The sequence below is a fragment of the Pacificibacter marinus genome (assembly GCF_018860505.1).
Taxonomy (GTDB): Bacteria; Pseudomonadota; Alphaproteobacteria; order Rhodobacterales; family Rhodobacteraceae; genus Celeribacter; species Celeribacter marinus_B.
The window spans coordinates 46,151-59,415 of sequence record NZ_JAHKPU010000020.1 but is presented as its reverse complement, the minus strand read 5'-3'; the positions used below and the strand labels follow the sequence as shown (position 1 = coordinate 59,415).

Sequence of the window (13,265 nt, the reverse complement as noted above, 5' to 3'; positions counted from 1 at the left end):
GTCTTCATCAAAACGCCGAGCACGTCGGCTCGGCGTGATCTTAAGGTATGTTTTAAAGCGGTTTCGCTTGCGTTACTTACCGCTGCGCAACTGGCGCGCGCGTGTCAAAATCGCGTCTTCGACAGCGTGAATCGTGTCATTGGTCACAGCGCCGCCGCGCGTATAAAGGGACAGGTTCAAAGTGCGCGCATCAAGGGCTGGATCGGTGACGTGAATCACAGCGCGATAGCTGCGTCCACCGCCAGGGGGCGTGCCATATCCAGTGATGATCACGCCGGTGAACGGATCAGCCGATTGCACAGGCAGAAAGGACAGCACGTCAAGGGCTGCGTTCCAAATGTATTTGTTGACTTGAGCGCCAGCTTCCAATGATCCGCGTCCGCCACCAAGAACTTTACGACGATTGGCTTGTTCGATCACGATCACTTCGCCAGTGGCCAACTCAACTGCTTGGCCCGTTTTGCGGGTGTCCACGGTTTCGCCCGCGACTTGGGTCATGCGCCCGCCGCCTGACAAAGATCCAGATCCGATCGACCCGACGCTATTGCCAACAGATCCAAGACTGCCATTGCCGCAGCCAGTCAAAGTGAAAGCGGCTGCAAGGCCGAGCAGAGCGGTGGTTTTCAAGCGGAGCATACTGTGGTTTCCCTAACGATCAATCGCGGCAACCGTATCGCCCAATTTCAGGATGAACAAGACCTTTGGCGGTCCTGAGGTGTGTACAAAGCAAAGACCTGCACCAGACAGTTGGCAAACGAAAAGGGCCGCCCCCGAAGGAGCGGCCCTAGAAAGTCTAAAGTCTTAGTGACTTAGAAGCTCAAAGAAAGTGCAACTGTTGCGCCTTCGAGAAGTTCGTAACCGCCAACAACTGTGTCGATGTCGTCGTTGTCAGATGCTGCAATTGCGTTTGTTTGGTCAGCGTATGACGCAAGAACAGATGCACCGCCACCGAGGTCGTATTCAGCTACGAAGTATGTGCCGAAATCGTCGTCTGTGAGGCTGTCGCCGTCAACGTAACCAACTGTAAGTACCAGGTCGTCCATTGTGTATGAACCGCCGAGGCCGTACTCGTCAGAACCGTTGAGTGACTTGTAGTAAGCTTTTGCTTCGATTGCGTTCGCAGCATATGCAACAGACACACCGTAGTTGTCGTCAGCAGCTGTTTCAGACACGTAGAATGCGCCAAGAGTGATGTCGCCAACTGGGTATGCAACTTCGATACCTGTTGAAGATTCACCTTCTGAGTCAGCGTATGCAACAGTTACGTCAGCACCACCGAAGGATGTACCAACAGCAAGAGCAAAGATCTCTTCGTATGTGTAATCGCCATTGCCAATTGCGTCTGCAGAGACGCCAAGTGCTGTTGTTGCTTCTTGGTACGCAGCAGAGAAGCTTACGTTGCCGAATGAACCTTTAACACCGAATGAAGTCTGGAATGTTTCACCAGTAATTGTGTCTACGCCAGTAGATACAGCAGCTTCAACACCACCGAACGCGCCGGAGATTTTAAGAACGTCTTCGCCGTCAACTTCAGAGAAGTTGTCTTCGTCCATTTCGGAAACGCCAGAGAAGTATTCAACTGCAGCGTACTGTGTGTCGCCGAATGTCAAAGCGTATGTGCCGTTAGTCAAAGACAAAGTGAGGTTGTCATCTGAAGTGAAGTCGTCGTCGTTGTTTGAGCTGAACTCTTCGAGTTCAAAACCGTAAGTTACAGCAGCTGTCCAGCCGTTGTTCAACTCTTGTGACATAGTCACGTCAAGATCAACGTCAGCGTAGATGCCGTCAGTGTGATCGTCGTTGTAGCCCAATGTCGCTGAACCGGAGAATGAAACGTCAGCTGATGCGGCGCCAGCGAAGGCGACGATGGCAGCGGAGGAGAGAAGAATCTTTTTCATTGTTACCCTCGTGGATTTGAAAAATTTGTTCATGCTAGGTCGTCCAGCACATGAGGAGACTTTTGTGGCTAATCGCGCTTTGGGTCAAGGGAACTGAGGGGGGTGTGATGCGCTCTGGCAATTTATGATGCAACTTGGTCACACACCTGTTGCATCCCCAACCTGCACTGGCCTAAACATCCCTGAGGGATCAAGTTTTATTGGGTTTGGAGGCCACTATGGGGCTGAGCGATATTCAAAATAGAGTCGAAAAAGAGGCTCTTCGCGTGGGCAGAGACCCCGAAACGGTACAGCTTATCGCTGTTTCCAAGGTTCAGCCGAACGCGCGAGTTGAAATGGTTTTACAGCAAGGACAGCGAGTCTTTGGCGAAAACCGTGTTCAAGAGGCGGCTGGAAAGTGGCCTGCGTTCAAAGAAGTCTACGCGGGCGTCGAGTTGCATTTGATCGGACCGATGCAATCGAACAAGGTGCGACAAGCGATGGAACTGTTTGACGTTATCCATACAGTGGATCGTCCTAAGATCGCGCAGACGATTGCGCGCATCAAAGACGAAACAGGATCTTGCCCGCGTCTTTATATACAGGTCAACACAGGGGCCGAGCCGCAAAAAGCAGGCGTTTTGCCGGATGAGGCCGACGCCTTTATAAAGATGTGCACAGAATTGAGCCTGCCGATTGAGGGGCTGATGTGTATTCCGCCCTCTGATCAAGATGCCTCGACGCATTTTGCGCTGTTGGCGGATATTGCCAAACGCAATGGCTTGGAGGGGCTATCGATGGGCATGTCGGGTGATTTTGAGCAGGCCATCGCACATGGGGCGACATATGTGCGGGTTGGGTCTGCGATCTTTGGCGAGCGGACTTACGAAGTCACGTAAATCAGCTAGGCGATCAATCTAGCGTATTATAAGACGGGTTCTGGGTGTCAGGTGTTCCACGATCCAACGTAAATGATCGGCACGAAAGGCGACACAGCCCTCAGTCGGATACCGGGGCCGGCGCCAGCGGTGCATAAAAATTGCTGAGCCTTTGTGCGGTGTCGCTGTGGGCCAGTTCCAATCGGTGATCACCACAAGGTCATATAGAGGGTCTCCGCGGTGCAGGTTTTCATGACTGTGTTTGAAAGGTGCTTTGACCTGTTGATTATAGTCAGGGTGATCAGGCGCGTCGCACCATAGATCGCGGGGCAGAATCATCGCAGCGGTGATTGCCCCTTTGATCGATGCGCGATCCGCGCGATACAACGCGCCAGGCATGGAATGCGTACCACGTGGAGAGGCTCCATCGCCCTCGCGTTTGTCAGAGGTGATTCCGCCTTTCCCGATAGAGCACGGAAAACGCCGCCCCATAAAACGAGCGCCCCATTTTGTAACAACAATATCTTTGGCGGACGCTGGCCGCTTTAAAGCGCGCGTAACGGGACGCATTACAGCAAATGCCCTGATTTTTTCGCCTTGGTCGCAAGATAGGCGCTGTTGTGGCTGTTCTTGCCGACTTCTAATGGGACGCGAGATACGACTTCGATGCCATGATCTTGCATACGGGCGATCTTGGCGGGGTTATTGGTCATCAGATTGACCGCGCTGAACCCCATTTCTTTCAAGATAGCCGCTCCGATACGGAAATCACGTTCATCGTCCTCAAACCCAAGGCGGTGATTGGCCTCTACCGTATCAAAGCCTTGGTCTTGTAATGAATAGGCGCGCATTTTGTTGGCATGACCGATGCCGCGCCCTTCTTGGTTCAGGTATAACAAAACGCCGCTGCCCGTTTCCCCCATATGCGTCAAAGCCGCGTGAAGTTGGGGTCCGCAATCGCATTTGAGCGAGCCAAATATATCGCCGGTAAAGCAGGCCGAATGCAGGCGGGCCAGAACGGGGGCATTTCTGTCGGGTTTGCCAATCTCGATCGCGAAATGCTCTGTGCCACCATCATCGGGGCGAAACACATGCACGCGTCCAGCGTTATGGGCAGCAAGTGGCACGCGGGCGTGTACCACATCCTGCAGCGGCGCGAGCAGTGACATATAAGGAGAGGCCTCCTCAGCGGGAACCACGGTCAAACCATTCTGTGCCGCAAGGGTCATTGCGTCATCTGTGTTCACAAGTAAGACAGCGGGCAGCAGTTGCGCAGATTTGGCCAACTTGATTGCAGCGCGGTGACGTTCGGCGCAGCCCTCGCGTGCGCTGACAAAAGGCCCTTTCAATGGAGAGGCCAAATCATCCGCAGGGTTTGCTATGGCTTCGATCCACGATGTTTTGGCATCTGCGGGCAATTCCAGCCGTGCGATATCACCGTCATATGCAGGCGCTTTAAGTGTTGTGGCCCTGCGCTCGGTGATCGCGAGCACAACAGGCCCGATGGATTTGAATGTCTCCAATCTGTCTTTGGACAGGTGTTCTGCTGCAATCGCCAATGACATGCCCGTGTTTGAGCGCAACACAATCGGCACCCCCATACGTAAATCAGCGCGGGCACGGGCAATCAGTTCGGGCAGACTTGGGGCTAGGCTCATGTTCAATTCCATCAATATCAATGCGGCATATGTACTGATCTTTGTCAGAATGTGAAACATATCGCATGAATGTGAAACATACCCCGTTAAATTGACACGGTTGCGTGAGAGCGCTGTTGTAAATCTTGCCGAAAGCGTGAAGCCACATCACATCATGGGCAGAGATAAACAAAGGAGGGCATTCAAAATGGCCACTCTCAAAAAAATTCTGCTGGTGGACGATGACGACGATCTGCGCGAAGCGCTGAGCGAGCAGTTGGTGATGACCGAAGATTTCGATGTTTTCGAAGGCGACAGTGGTGCGGCCGGCATGGAGCGAATCAAAGATCAACATTACGATCTGGTGATGCTGGATGTGGGTCTGCCCGACACGGATGGACGCGAGCTGTGCAAATTGATGCGCAAAAGCGGTGTGAAGGCGCCCATCTTGATGCTCACTGGGCATGACACCGATGCGGACACAATCTTGGGTCTGGACGCGGGGGCAAATGACTATGTGACCAAGCCGTTCAAATTCCCTGTGCTTTTGGCCCGTATTCGTGCGCAGTTGCGCACACATGAGCAATCAGAAGCCGCGGTGTTCCAGCTTGGCCCGTATTCATTCCAACCTGCGCAAAAGATGTTGGTGACCGAAGACGAAAAGAAAATTCGTCTGACTGAGAAAGAAACCAACATTCTCAAGTATCTTTACCGCTCCTCTGAAACTGTTGTGCCGCGCGATGTGCTGCTGCACGAGGTCTGGGGCTACAACGCGGGCGTGACCACCCACACGCTTGAGACGCATATCTACCGCTTGCGTCAAAAGATCGAGCCTGATCCCTCGAATGCGCGTATTCTTGTGACGGAATCTGGTGGGTATCGTTTGGCGTCTTAAGCCGCGTCATCGACTTATATTTATGTGGAAAGGCCCAGGTCGTTTTGATCGGGGTCTTTTTTTGTGCATTTGGTCAAAAACGGGACTTCTTTTTTGGCATAGCTTGGAATGCACGCAAACCATGTGCACGTCGTCTTGTGTCGCCTTAGCGTCGCCTATTGTGTCGGTTCAAGTACATGATCGTACACGAGATTGTAGACATAAAGGTCGGCCAGATATGGAACTGCGCTTTTTCGAAATATATCGAAACCCCGAATATCTTTGGCTTTTGGCTGAAGGCATCGCGTTGAGCGCTGGTGTGACGCTGGCTGGCGCTTTGCTGGGGTTCATTTTGGCGCTGGGCTTGGCCGCCGCGCGCTATGAAAAAATTCCAGTTCTGCGTTACATAGCTGCCGGCTATGTGGATTTCATTCGCAACACGCCTTTGATTGTACAGCTATTTTTCGTGGCTTTTGGCCTGCCGCAATTGCTTGGCTATGTCTGGCCATTTTGGGCGCACGCCGTCTTGGCACTGATGTTGAACTTTTCGGCCTATTTCGCCGAAATTCTGCGGGCAGGGTTTCAGGTGGTCGATACAGGCCAGCATGATGCTGCCAAAGCTTTGGGCATTCCGCGCTATATTCAATTCATCAAAATTATCGTGCCGCAATCGATTGCGCAAATGTTTGCCTCGCTCAATTCGCAGTTCATCTTCTTGTTTTTGACCACAGGTGTAATTTCCGAGATCGGCGTGCGCGATTTGACCAATGCAGGCCTTTATATCGACAGTCGCACGTTTCGGTCATTTGAAGTCTTCTTCACCCTGACCGTGCTGTATATCCTGCTGTCTTTGGCCTTTAAGGCCTTGATGTACGCAATTGAGAAGCGCGCCTTTCGTTGGAAAACAGCACGATGAGAGATCTATTTATTTCCCTGATGGGCAAGCCTGACGGCATCATTTTGTTCCAGCTGATCGAAGCCACGCAATTCACGATTTATCTGTCTTTGATCGCTTTTCTTGGTGGTGGAATCATTGGCGGGTTGGTGACTTTGCTTCGCATTATGCCGAATAAAACCGCGAAAGGCATCGCTGTCAGCTACATTTGGCTGTTCCAATCCACGCCGCTGTTGATGCTGCTGTTCCTCACGGGACTTGGCGCGCCTGCGTTGCTGGGCATCACCATTGACCCTTGGGCTGCTGCGATATTTTCGCTGACGATTTATTCGTCGGCCTATCTGGCTGACGTTTGGCGCGGGGCGATTGAAAGCGTGCCGCAAGGCCAATGGGAAGGCGCGCGTGCGATTGGGCTTGGGTTCTACCCGACCTTGCGCAAAGTGGTCTTGCCGCAAGCGCTGAACATCGCTTTGGCGCCGACTGTGGGCTTTATGGTGCAGATCATTAAAGGCACTTCGCTGGCTTATATCATCGGGTTTCATGACCTTATGGCGATCGGCAAGCGCTGGGCCAATGCCCCTGTCGAGGGCTCAGAACCCTTCGTGATTTATCCGCTCATGGCGCTGATTTATTTCAGCCTTTGCTATCCGCTGACCTTGTTCTCACGCTGGCTTGAGAAACGCCTTGGGTCGCCCGCGCACTGATACACCTCATTCAAACTTATTCACCTTAAGGAGACCCCAATGTTGAATATTAAAGTAAAATCCCTGATTGCAGCCGCAGCGCTGGCCCTGCCATTCTCGGCCCCCGCCCATGCGGACCTATCGGATATACTGTCCGAGGGCGTGATCAAAATCGCTGTGCCTGAAAGCTTTGCGCCTTTTGGATCGCTTGGCATGGAAGGCGAACATGTTGGTTATGACGTCGATGTGGCGAAGCTTTTGGCTGAAAACCTTGGTGTTGAACTTGAGATCGTGCCCGTTGTGTCGAAACAACGTATTCCGTTTCTTGAAACAGAACGCGTTGATTTGGTGATCTCGTCATTGGGTGCCAACCCTGAACGTGCGAAATCCATCTGGTTTTCTGCTGCTTACGCGCCTTTCTATTCTGGTGTGTTTGCATCTGACGACACAATGATCAGCTCTGCTGCTGATCTATCTGGGCTGACCATCGGCGTGACCGGCGGCAACTTGGAAGACCTAGAACTGTCCAAAATCGCCCCTGACGATGCAAAAATCGTCCGTTTTGGCGATGATGCGGCCACTCTGTCTGCCTATACATCTGGTCAAATCGACGTTCTGGTTACAGGCAACACTGCTGCGGCGCAGTTGACTGTTGATCACCCCGAAATCAGCATTGCGACCAAGATAATCCTGAAAGAAAGCCCTGCGTTCATTGGCGTGAAAAAAGGCGACTTTGATCTGCTGCAATGGGTCAATGTTTTTATCTTGCACAAAAAATTGGGCGGCGAATTGGACGTGATTTCCCAAGAGTGGTTCGGTCAACCATTGCCGCCACTGCCAACATTCTAAGACGTAGAGATTTTCGTTTTGAGAAGGCCCCGCATGTCGGGGCCTTTTTGTATGCTGACGGAGGGTTCGAAATGAACCACATGATTGATTCAGTTCTGGGTGGCGCTGGCGGTTAAGGCCGATTAACCTGACGACCAAACCTAAAGGCCGTCTTGGCCAAATTGCAGGAACCCGCATATGTCATTTACGCTTGCCACTTGGAACATCAACTCAGTCCGCCTGCGCGCACCGCTTGTTGAAAGACTTTTGTCTGAGCAAGCCCCCGATGTGTTATGTCTGCAAGAGTGCAAATCCCCCGTTGATAAAATCCCGCTCGAGGGCTTTCATGCGCTGGGCTACACCCACATGGTTGCGCGCGGACAAAAGGGCTATAACGGCGTTGCGATCTTGTCAAAACTGCCGATTGCGGATGCGGGCGGCGAAGATTATGCCAGCTTGGGCCATGCGCGCCACGTTGCGGGCACGTTGGAAAACGGCGTAACCATTCACAATTTTTATGTGCCCGCAGGCGGTGACAAACCCGACCGCGAGATCAATGAAAAATTCGGGCAAAAGCTCGATTACCTGACTGAAATGCGTGACGCCTTTCACGCGGCAAAACTTGAGAAATCGATCCTTGTGGGCGATCTGAACATCGCGCCGCGCGAAGATGATGTGTGGGACCACAAAAAGATGCGCAAAATCGTGTCACACACAGAAATCGAAATCGAACATCTGGCGCAAACCCAAGAGGCAGGCGGCTTTGTCGACATCACACGCCAAGACATTCCCGAAGGGCTTTTGTACAGCTGGTGGTCGTATCGCGCCAAAGATTGGGACGCCGCAGATAAGGGCCGTCGTTTGGATCATATTTGGGGCACATCCGATATTTCAAACGCTGCACATTCCAGCCGTGTTCTGCGTGATGCCCGCGGATGGACCCAACCGTCTGACCATGCGCCAGTCTTTGCCACCTTCGACCTTTAATTCTGCTGCCAACAGGCGCATATAAAGCACAAGCACAGTTACAGGAGAGACCCAGATGATTGAACTCGGGACACCCAAAACCCCCACTGCGGGTGCGCATATTATTGACGTAAACGAAGACAACTTTATGGCTGAAGTCGTAGAGATGTCGAAAACGGTCCCTGTGATCATCGACTTTTGGGCGCCTTGGTGTGGCCCATGCAAAACGCTTGGCCCTGCTTTGGAAGCGGCAGTCAACGCCGCCGATGGCAAAGTGCGTATGGCGAAAATTGATGTCGACAAAAACCAAATGCTGGCAGGGCAAATGCGGGTGCAATCGATCCCGACTGTTTTCGCGTTCTGGCAAGGCGAGCCGATTGATGGCTTTCAAGGCGCGCTGCCGCAATCCGAAATCGATGCTTTTGTCGCCAAGCTGTTGGACCTCGGTGATGACGGTGGCTTGGACGCGGCGGTCGAGGCGGCTGATGAAATGTTTGAGGCCGGCGAGTTTGCTGATGCAGCTGAAACCTATGCGGCGATCTTGGAAGAAGACCCTAAAAATGTCGGTGCATTCGCAGGTCTAGCCAAATGTCACATCGCTCAAGGCGCATTGGATGAGGCTGAAGCGGTTTTGAACGGTATGCCAGCCGAAATTTCTGAAAACCCGATGATCGAGGCGGTGTTCGCGCAAATAGCACTCGCACGCGAGGCGGAAAACGCTGGTCCAGTTGCCGATCTGACCGCAGCTGTCGCGGCTGATCCCACCAATATGCAAGCGCGACTTGATTTGGCCACGGCCCTGCACGCAGATGGCCAAGTTGAAGACGCGGTTGAAGCGCTTCTGGCGGCGTTCAAGCAAGATCGTGATTGGAATGAAGGCGCAGCCAGAGAGCAATTGTTCAAGATTTTCGACAGTCTAAAAGCCAGCGACCCGATTGTTTTGAACGGACGTCGCAAATTGTCGTCGATGATATTTGTCTGATGGGACTGGCGGGCTAAGTCATGGCTATGAAAAATTCAAATGACCTGCCTTTGACGCTGCCCGTCTTTCCGTTGCCCGGTGCGCTTTTGTTGCCGCGTACGCCTTTGCCGCTGCATATTTTCGAACCCCGCTATTTGCAAATGGTCGAGGATTGCATGAAAACACCCGAACGCCTGATCGTTATGGCGCAACCACGCGGTGGGGCGGCGGGCGATCGTCTGAATGCCATTGGCTGTGCTGGGCGTTTGACGGGCTTTAACGAGACCGACGACGGGCGTTATATGATCACGTTGACTGGTATCTCGCGTTGTCGTATCGGCGATGAAATTGACGGGTTCGTACCGTATCGGCGCGCCACTGTTGAATGGTCCGGTTTTGAACGAGACCTTGGCGGGGCGGAACACGATATGGGGATGGATCGCAAAGCGATGCTGACACTGTTGCGTCGGTATTTTGCTGAGGAAGAGTTCGATGTCGATTGGGACGGGCTGGCTGGGGCCTCTGACGAGGTTTTGATCAACTCCATTTCGATGCTTTGCCCGTTCGATGCGGAAGACAAGCAAGCCCTGCTCGAAGCACCGTCTTTGTCGACACGCAGAGAAACGCTTGTCACACTTATGGAATTTGCCCTACGTGGCGGCACCAACGAGGACATGATGTAATGACACCTGATGAAATCCCTTTTGATCGCAGAATGCTGGAAGCCTTGGTGTGCCCGCACACACGCGGCATCTTGACCTATGACGCCGAGGCGCAAGAGCTGGTGTCCAAAACCGCGGGTCTGGCCTATCCCATCCGCAACGGCATTCCGATTATGTTGATGGACGAAGCGCGGCGTTTGGACGACTGATCTTGCCTCTGGCGACCTGCGTTAAAGCGGTTTGCCCTGCATCAGCTTGGGCAAATCACCACTGACACCAGCCGCCTCGCGCATGGCTGCACGGCGCAAGGATGGCAGGGCGTTCACCACGCCCATACCCAGATCACGCCCTAATCGCAGCAATGGGTTGTCGTTTGAAAACAACTTGTTGAACCCATCTGTCATCGCGGCCTGCGTGGTGACATCAAAGCGGCGCCACTGCTGGTAACGCATCAAAACATCGATGCGCCCTATATCTTCGCCGCGCCGATGTGCATCCACCAAAACTTCGGCCAGCGCACCTACATCTTTGAAACCTGCGTTCAAACCTTGCCCTGCAATCGGGTGCATTCCGTGGGCGGCATCACCGACCAAGGCCAGGCGATCAGCGGCAAAGGCATTGGCTAAGGTTAAGTTCAACGGATAGGTAAATCGCTTGCCCGCCAAAGATATGTCACCCAGAAAATCGCCAAAACGTGGCCGTAATACGTCTAGATAATCTGCATCTGGCAGTGCGTTTATATCGGTTGCGACGCTGGTTTTTTCGGTCCACACGATCGAGCTTTTGTTGTCTGGTAAAGGCAAAATGGCCAAAGGACCTGCGGGCATGAAATATTGATGCGCACAGCCCTCGTGGGGCAACTCATGTGCAATAGCGCAGACCAAAGCGGTCTGATCATAGCCCCAGCCGGTGCGCGCAATACCTGCGCGACTGGCCGTGCCGGATGTGCGCCCATCACAACCTACAATCAAAGCACCCGACAGTGTTGCCCCATCGTCCAATGTCAGATGCGCCCCCAAAGCGTCCACAGTTTGCGCGGCCACTGAGCCTGTCACTTGCGTGATGCGAGGATGTTTGGCGAGCGCCTTTAATAACGCGCGGCGCAAAAAACGATCCTCGACCATAAACCCAACGGGTCCGTCATCGGTCTCTGTGTGGTCAAATTCCAACATAAACGGCGCAGGGCCGTCGCCCGCTTTGCCGTCTGTGACTTTGACGTCCAAAATGGGCTGGGCGTTGTCGTGCACAGCGTTCCAAACGCCCAAAGCTTTTAGCAATCGTTGCGAGGATACTGACAGCGCATAGCCACGCCCGTCAAACCCATCATCTGCCAGCGCCGAGGCGCTCAATCGGTCGATAATGGTCACGCTTAAGCCAGCGTTTGCAACTGCCAAAGCCAAGGCTGGACCGTTGAGGCCACCGCCTACAATCAGGATGTCATTTGAATTTGTCATGCTGTCAATATGGCGCGCAATGCGGGATTGTCCATGCGTGTTTGTGCCGCTAGCTTAGGGCAAAATGATACGAATTGTCATTCGACCTTATCCTGACATCAATTTGACGACAAAAAGGCGACTCATGTCCAATATTTTCAAAAAATCCATGTGCGACTTGGGCCGTCATATCGGGGCAGGCGCACTGGACCCGCTCGACATTACGGCGCAATATCTTGACGCCGCCGAGGCGCATTCTAATGGAGCCCGCATATATGCCCGCATCACGCGTGAGCGTGCGCTGAGCGAGGCTGCAGCCGCCAGTAAACGTGCCAAGTCTGGTACGCGGCGCGGGCTTTTGGATGGTGTGCCTGTGTCTTGGAAAGACCTGTTCGACACAGCGGGCACAGCAACGGAAGCTGGATCAGGCCTGCTTGAAGGACGCGTGCCAACTGATGACGCCGAAGTGGTGCGCCGCGCCACAGCAAGTGGCCTTGTATGCTTGGGCAAAACCCATATGAGCGAATTGGCGTTTTCGGGTCTGGGCCTCAATCCGGTGACCGAAACAACGCCCTGCGTGAACGATTCCGCGGCTGTGTCTGGTGGATCATCGTCAGGCGCTGCGGGCTCTGTCGCGTTTAAATTGGCCCCAGGTGCTATCGGCACAGACACTGGCGGATCGGTGCGCATCCCTGCGGCGTGGAATGATTTGGTGGGGTTGAAAACCACATCGAACCGCGTACCACTTACGGGCGTTGTACCATTGGCTGAGTCCTTTGATACCGTTGGGCCTTTGGTCAAAACGGTTGAGGACGCCGCTGAACTCTTCGCGATTTTGGATGGCACACCAGCGGTGAATTTGCGTGATGCGACACTCAAAGGCAAACGCCTGTTGATGCTAGAAACTGTAGCTTTTGATGATATTCGCGAGGCTCCGCTTGCGGGATTTGAACGTGCGGTAATGCAGCTAAAAGATGCGGGTGCTGTTATTGAACGCGGCGCGGTGGATGTGGTCGAGCAAGCAATGGCTCTGTCGGGCATTTTATTTCCCGCAGAGGCTTATGGCACGTGGCGCGATGCAATTGAGGCCAATCCAAATGTAATGTTCCCGCCGATTTTAGAACGCTTCCGCGCAGGCGGCACAGTTATGGCGGCGGATTATGTCGATGCTTGGCGTAAATTGCAGACATACCGCGCCGAATATTTGGCCGCCACAGTTGGCTACGACGCGGTGATCTTGCCCACGGCACCGATTTTGCCGCCAAATATGGATCGGCTTTTGACCGATAGCGATTATTATGTGACCGAAAATCTTTTGGCACTGCGCAATACGCGCATTGGCAATTTGATGGGGTTGACGGGCTTGACGCTGCCAACAGGTGTACCATCGACTGGGCTTTTGTTGCAAACTCCGCCAAATACTGAGCACGAGTTGCTACGTTTGGGGGCAGCGGTAGAGCGCGCCTTGGCCTAAAAGTCACAGGTCCGTACGGCTGGCTTTGAAAAGGGGCGTCTTTTTCTGGACCGTTTGGCTTGAACGCGGTAACGTAGCTGCAAACAAGCGGGCAAAATGA

At 53.4% G+C, this 13,265-nt stretch carries 15 protein-coding genes; 10 read left to right on the top strand and 5 right to left on the bottom strand.

The features are described 5' to 3' along the window. Positions 1 to 72: 72 nt before the first annotated feature. Together KO503_RS08015 and KO503_RS08010 are read right to left on the bottom strand one after the other, a co-directional pair. Complete coding sequence (locus KO503_RS08015) at positions 73 to 636, bottom strand: DUF3576 domain-containing protein (RefSeq protein WP_215991031.1); 564 nt, start codon at positions 634 to 636, stop codon at positions 73 to 75. Positions 637 to 809: 173 nt separating this feature from the next. Continuing rightward, on the bottom strand, positions 810 to 1,895 hold the full coding sequence (locus KO503_RS08010; protein WP_215991030.1) for a porin: 1,086 nt from the start codon (positions 1,893 to 1,895) through the stop codon (positions 810 to 812). 218 nt (positions 1,896 to 2,113) lie between these two features. Here KO503_RS08010 and KO503_RS08005 point away from each other — a divergent pair, with 218 nt between their 5' ends. Then, a complete protein-coding gene (locus tag KO503_RS08005; RefSeq protein ID WP_215991029.1) occupies positions 2,114 to 2,773 on the top strand; it encodes a YggS family pyridoxal phosphate-dependent enzyme in 660 nt (219 codons plus the stop codon). Between the two features lie 18 nt (positions 2,774 to 2,791). On the opposite strand, the gene KO503_RS08000 is transcribed toward KO503_RS08005, so the two are convergent. Together KO503_RS08000 and ribA are read right to left on the bottom strand one after the other, a co-directional pair. Further along, complete coding sequence (locus tag KO503_RS08000; RefSeq protein ID WP_252730996.1) at positions 2,792 to 3,244, bottom strand: L,D-transpeptidase family protein; 453 nt, start codon at positions 3,242 to 3,244, stop codon at positions 2,792 to 2,794. A 77-nt stretch (positions 3,245 to 3,321) separates the two neighbouring features. Next, positions 3,322 to 4,410, bottom strand: coding sequence for a GTP cyclohydrolase II (ribA, locus tag KO503_RS07995; RefSeq protein ID WP_215991027.1), 1,089 nt, complete (start codon positions 4,408 to 4,410; stop codon positions 3,322 to 3,324). A 187-nt stretch (positions 4,411 to 4,597) separates the two neighbouring features. Between ribA and KO503_RS07990 the strand changes: the two genes are divergently transcribed. The 8 genes from KO503_RS07990 (at position 4,598) to KO503_RS07955 (ending at position 10,467) form a co-directional block, all read left to right on the top strand. Next, on the top strand, positions 4,598 to 5,284 hold the full coding sequence (locus KO503_RS07990) for a response regulator transcription factor (RefSeq protein ID WP_215991026.1): 687 nt from the start codon (positions 4,598 to 4,600) through the stop codon (positions 5,282 to 5,284). Between the two features lie 217 nt (positions 5,285 to 5,501). Next, the gene (locus tag KO503_RS07985; protein ID WP_215991025.1) at positions 5,502 to 6,179 is read left to right on the top strand and encodes an amino acid ABC transporter permease; all 678 of its coding nucleotides are present in this window, start codon (positions 5,502 to 5,504) and stop codon (positions 6,177 to 6,179) included. Next, a complete protein-coding gene (locus KO503_RS07980) occupies positions 6,176 to 6,862 on the top strand; it encodes an amino acid ABC transporter permease (RefSeq protein ID WP_215991024.1) in 687 nt (228 codons plus the stop codon). Before KO503_RS07985 ends, KO503_RS07980 begins: the two co-directional genes overlap by 4 nt. 39 nt (positions 6,863 to 6,901) lie before the next feature. After that, complete coding sequence (locus KO503_RS07975; RefSeq protein WP_215991023.1) at positions 6,902 to 7,690, top strand: transporter substrate-binding domain-containing protein; 789 nt, start codon at positions 6,902 to 6,904, stop codon at positions 7,688 to 7,690. A gap of 177 nt (positions 7,691 to 7,867) precedes the next feature. Next, entirely contained in the window at positions 7,868 to 8,656 is a 789-nt protein-coding gene (locus tag KO503_RS07970; RefSeq protein WP_215991022.1) for an exodeoxyribonuclease III, read from the top strand. A 55-nt stretch (positions 8,657 to 8,711) separates the two neighbouring features. After that, the gene (locus KO503_RS07965; protein WP_215991021.1) at positions 8,712 to 9,617 is read left to right on the top strand and encodes a thioredoxin family protein; all 906 of its coding nucleotides are present in this window, start codon (positions 8,712 to 8,714) and stop codon (positions 9,615 to 9,617) included. 26 nt (positions 9,618 to 9,643) lie between these two features. Further along, a complete protein-coding gene (locus KO503_RS07960) occupies positions 9,644 to 10,279 on the top strand; it encodes an LON peptidase substrate-binding domain-containing protein (protein WP_215991020.1) in 636 nt (211 codons plus the stop codon). Further along, positions 10,279 to 10,467 carry a Trm112 family protein gene (locus KO503_RS07955; RefSeq protein ID WP_215991019.1) on the top strand — a complete coding sequence of 63 codons (189 nt, stop codon included), beginning with the start codon at positions 10,279 to 10,281 and terminating at the stop codon, positions 10,465 to 10,467. The genes KO503_RS07960 and KO503_RS07955 overlap by 1 nt, the downstream gene beginning before the upstream one ends. Before the next feature lie 21 nt (positions 10,468 to 10,488). On the opposite strand, the gene KO503_RS07950 is transcribed toward KO503_RS07955, so the two are convergent. After that, positions 10,489 to 11,712 carry a UbiH/UbiF/VisC/COQ6 family ubiquinone biosynthesis hydroxylase gene (locus tag KO503_RS07950; protein ID WP_215991018.1) on the bottom strand — a complete coding sequence of 408 codons (1,224 nt, stop codon included), beginning with the start codon at positions 11,710 to 11,712 and terminating at the stop codon, positions 10,489 to 10,491. Positions 11,713 to 11,836: 124 nt separating this feature from the next. Here KO503_RS07950 and KO503_RS07945 point away from each other — a divergent pair, with 124 nt between their 5' ends. Next, entirely contained in the window at positions 11,837 to 13,165 is a 1,329-nt protein-coding gene (locus KO503_RS07945) for an amidase (protein ID WP_215991017.1), read from the top strand. Positions 13,166 to 13,265: the final 100 nt, after the last annotated feature.

What these genes read in the sequence shown, in the direction of transcription:
- KO503_RS08015 (WP_215991031.1), bottom strand. Translation starts at nt 636, where the DNA reads ATGCTCCGCTTGAAAACCACCGCTCTGCTCGGCCTTGCAGCCGCTTTC.
- ribA (WP_215991027.1), bottom strand. Translation starts at nt 4,410, where the DNA reads ATGAGCCTAGCCCCAAGTCTGCCCGAACTGATTGCCCGTGCCCGCGCT.
- KO503_RS07990 (WP_215991026.1), top strand. Translation starts at nt 4,598, where the DNA reads ATGGCCACTCTCAAAAAAATTCTGCTGGTGGACGATGACGACGATCTG.
- KO503_RS08010 (WP_215991030.1), bottom strand. Translation starts at nt 1,895, where the DNA reads ATGAAAAAGATTCTTCTCTCCTCCGCTGCCATCGTCGCCTTCGCTGGC.
- KO503_RS07965 (WP_215991021.1), top strand. Translation starts at nt 8,712, where the DNA reads ATGATTGAACTCGGGACACCCAAAACCCCCACTGCGGGTGCGCATATT.
- KO503_RS07945 (WP_215991017.1), top strand. Translation starts at nt 11,837, where the DNA reads ATGTCCAATATTTTCAAAAAATCCATGTGCGACTTGGGCCGTCATATC.
- KO503_RS08000 (WP_252730996.1), bottom strand. Translation starts at nt 3,244, where the DNA reads ATGGGGCGGCGTTTTCCGTGCTCTATCGGGAAAGGCGGAATCACCTCT.
- KO503_RS07960 (WP_215991020.1), top strand. Translation starts at nt 9,644, where the DNA reads ATGAAAAATTCAAATGACCTGCCTTTGACGCTGCCCGTCTTTCCGTTG.
- KO503_RS07970 (WP_215991022.1), top strand. Translation starts at nt 7,868, where the DNA reads ATGTCATTTACGCTTGCCACTTGGAACATCAACTCAGTCCGCCTGCGC.
- KO503_RS07975 (WP_215991023.1), top strand. Translation starts at nt 6,902, where the DNA reads ATGTTGAATATTAAAGTAAAATCCCTGATTGCAGCCGCAGCGCTGGCC.
- KO503_RS07985 (WP_215991025.1), top strand. Translation starts at nt 5,502, where the DNA reads ATGGAACTGCGCTTTTTCGAAATATATCGAAACCCCGAATATCTTTGG.
- KO503_RS07950 (WP_215991018.1), bottom strand. Translation starts at nt 11,712, where the DNA reads ATGACAAATTCAAATGACATCCTGATTGTAGGCGGTGGCCTCAACGGT.
- KO503_RS07955 (WP_215991019.1), top strand. Translation starts at nt 10,279, where the DNA reads ATGACACCTGATGAAATCCCTTTTGATCGCAGAATGCTGGAAGCCTTG.
- KO503_RS08005 (WP_215991029.1), top strand. Translation starts at nt 2,114, where the DNA reads ATGGGGCTGAGCGATATTCAAAATAGAGTCGAAAAAGAGGCTCTTCGC.
- KO503_RS07980 (WP_215991024.1), top strand. Translation starts at nt 6,176, where the DNA reads ATGAGAGATCTATTTATTTCCCTGATGGGCAAGCCTGACGGCATCATT.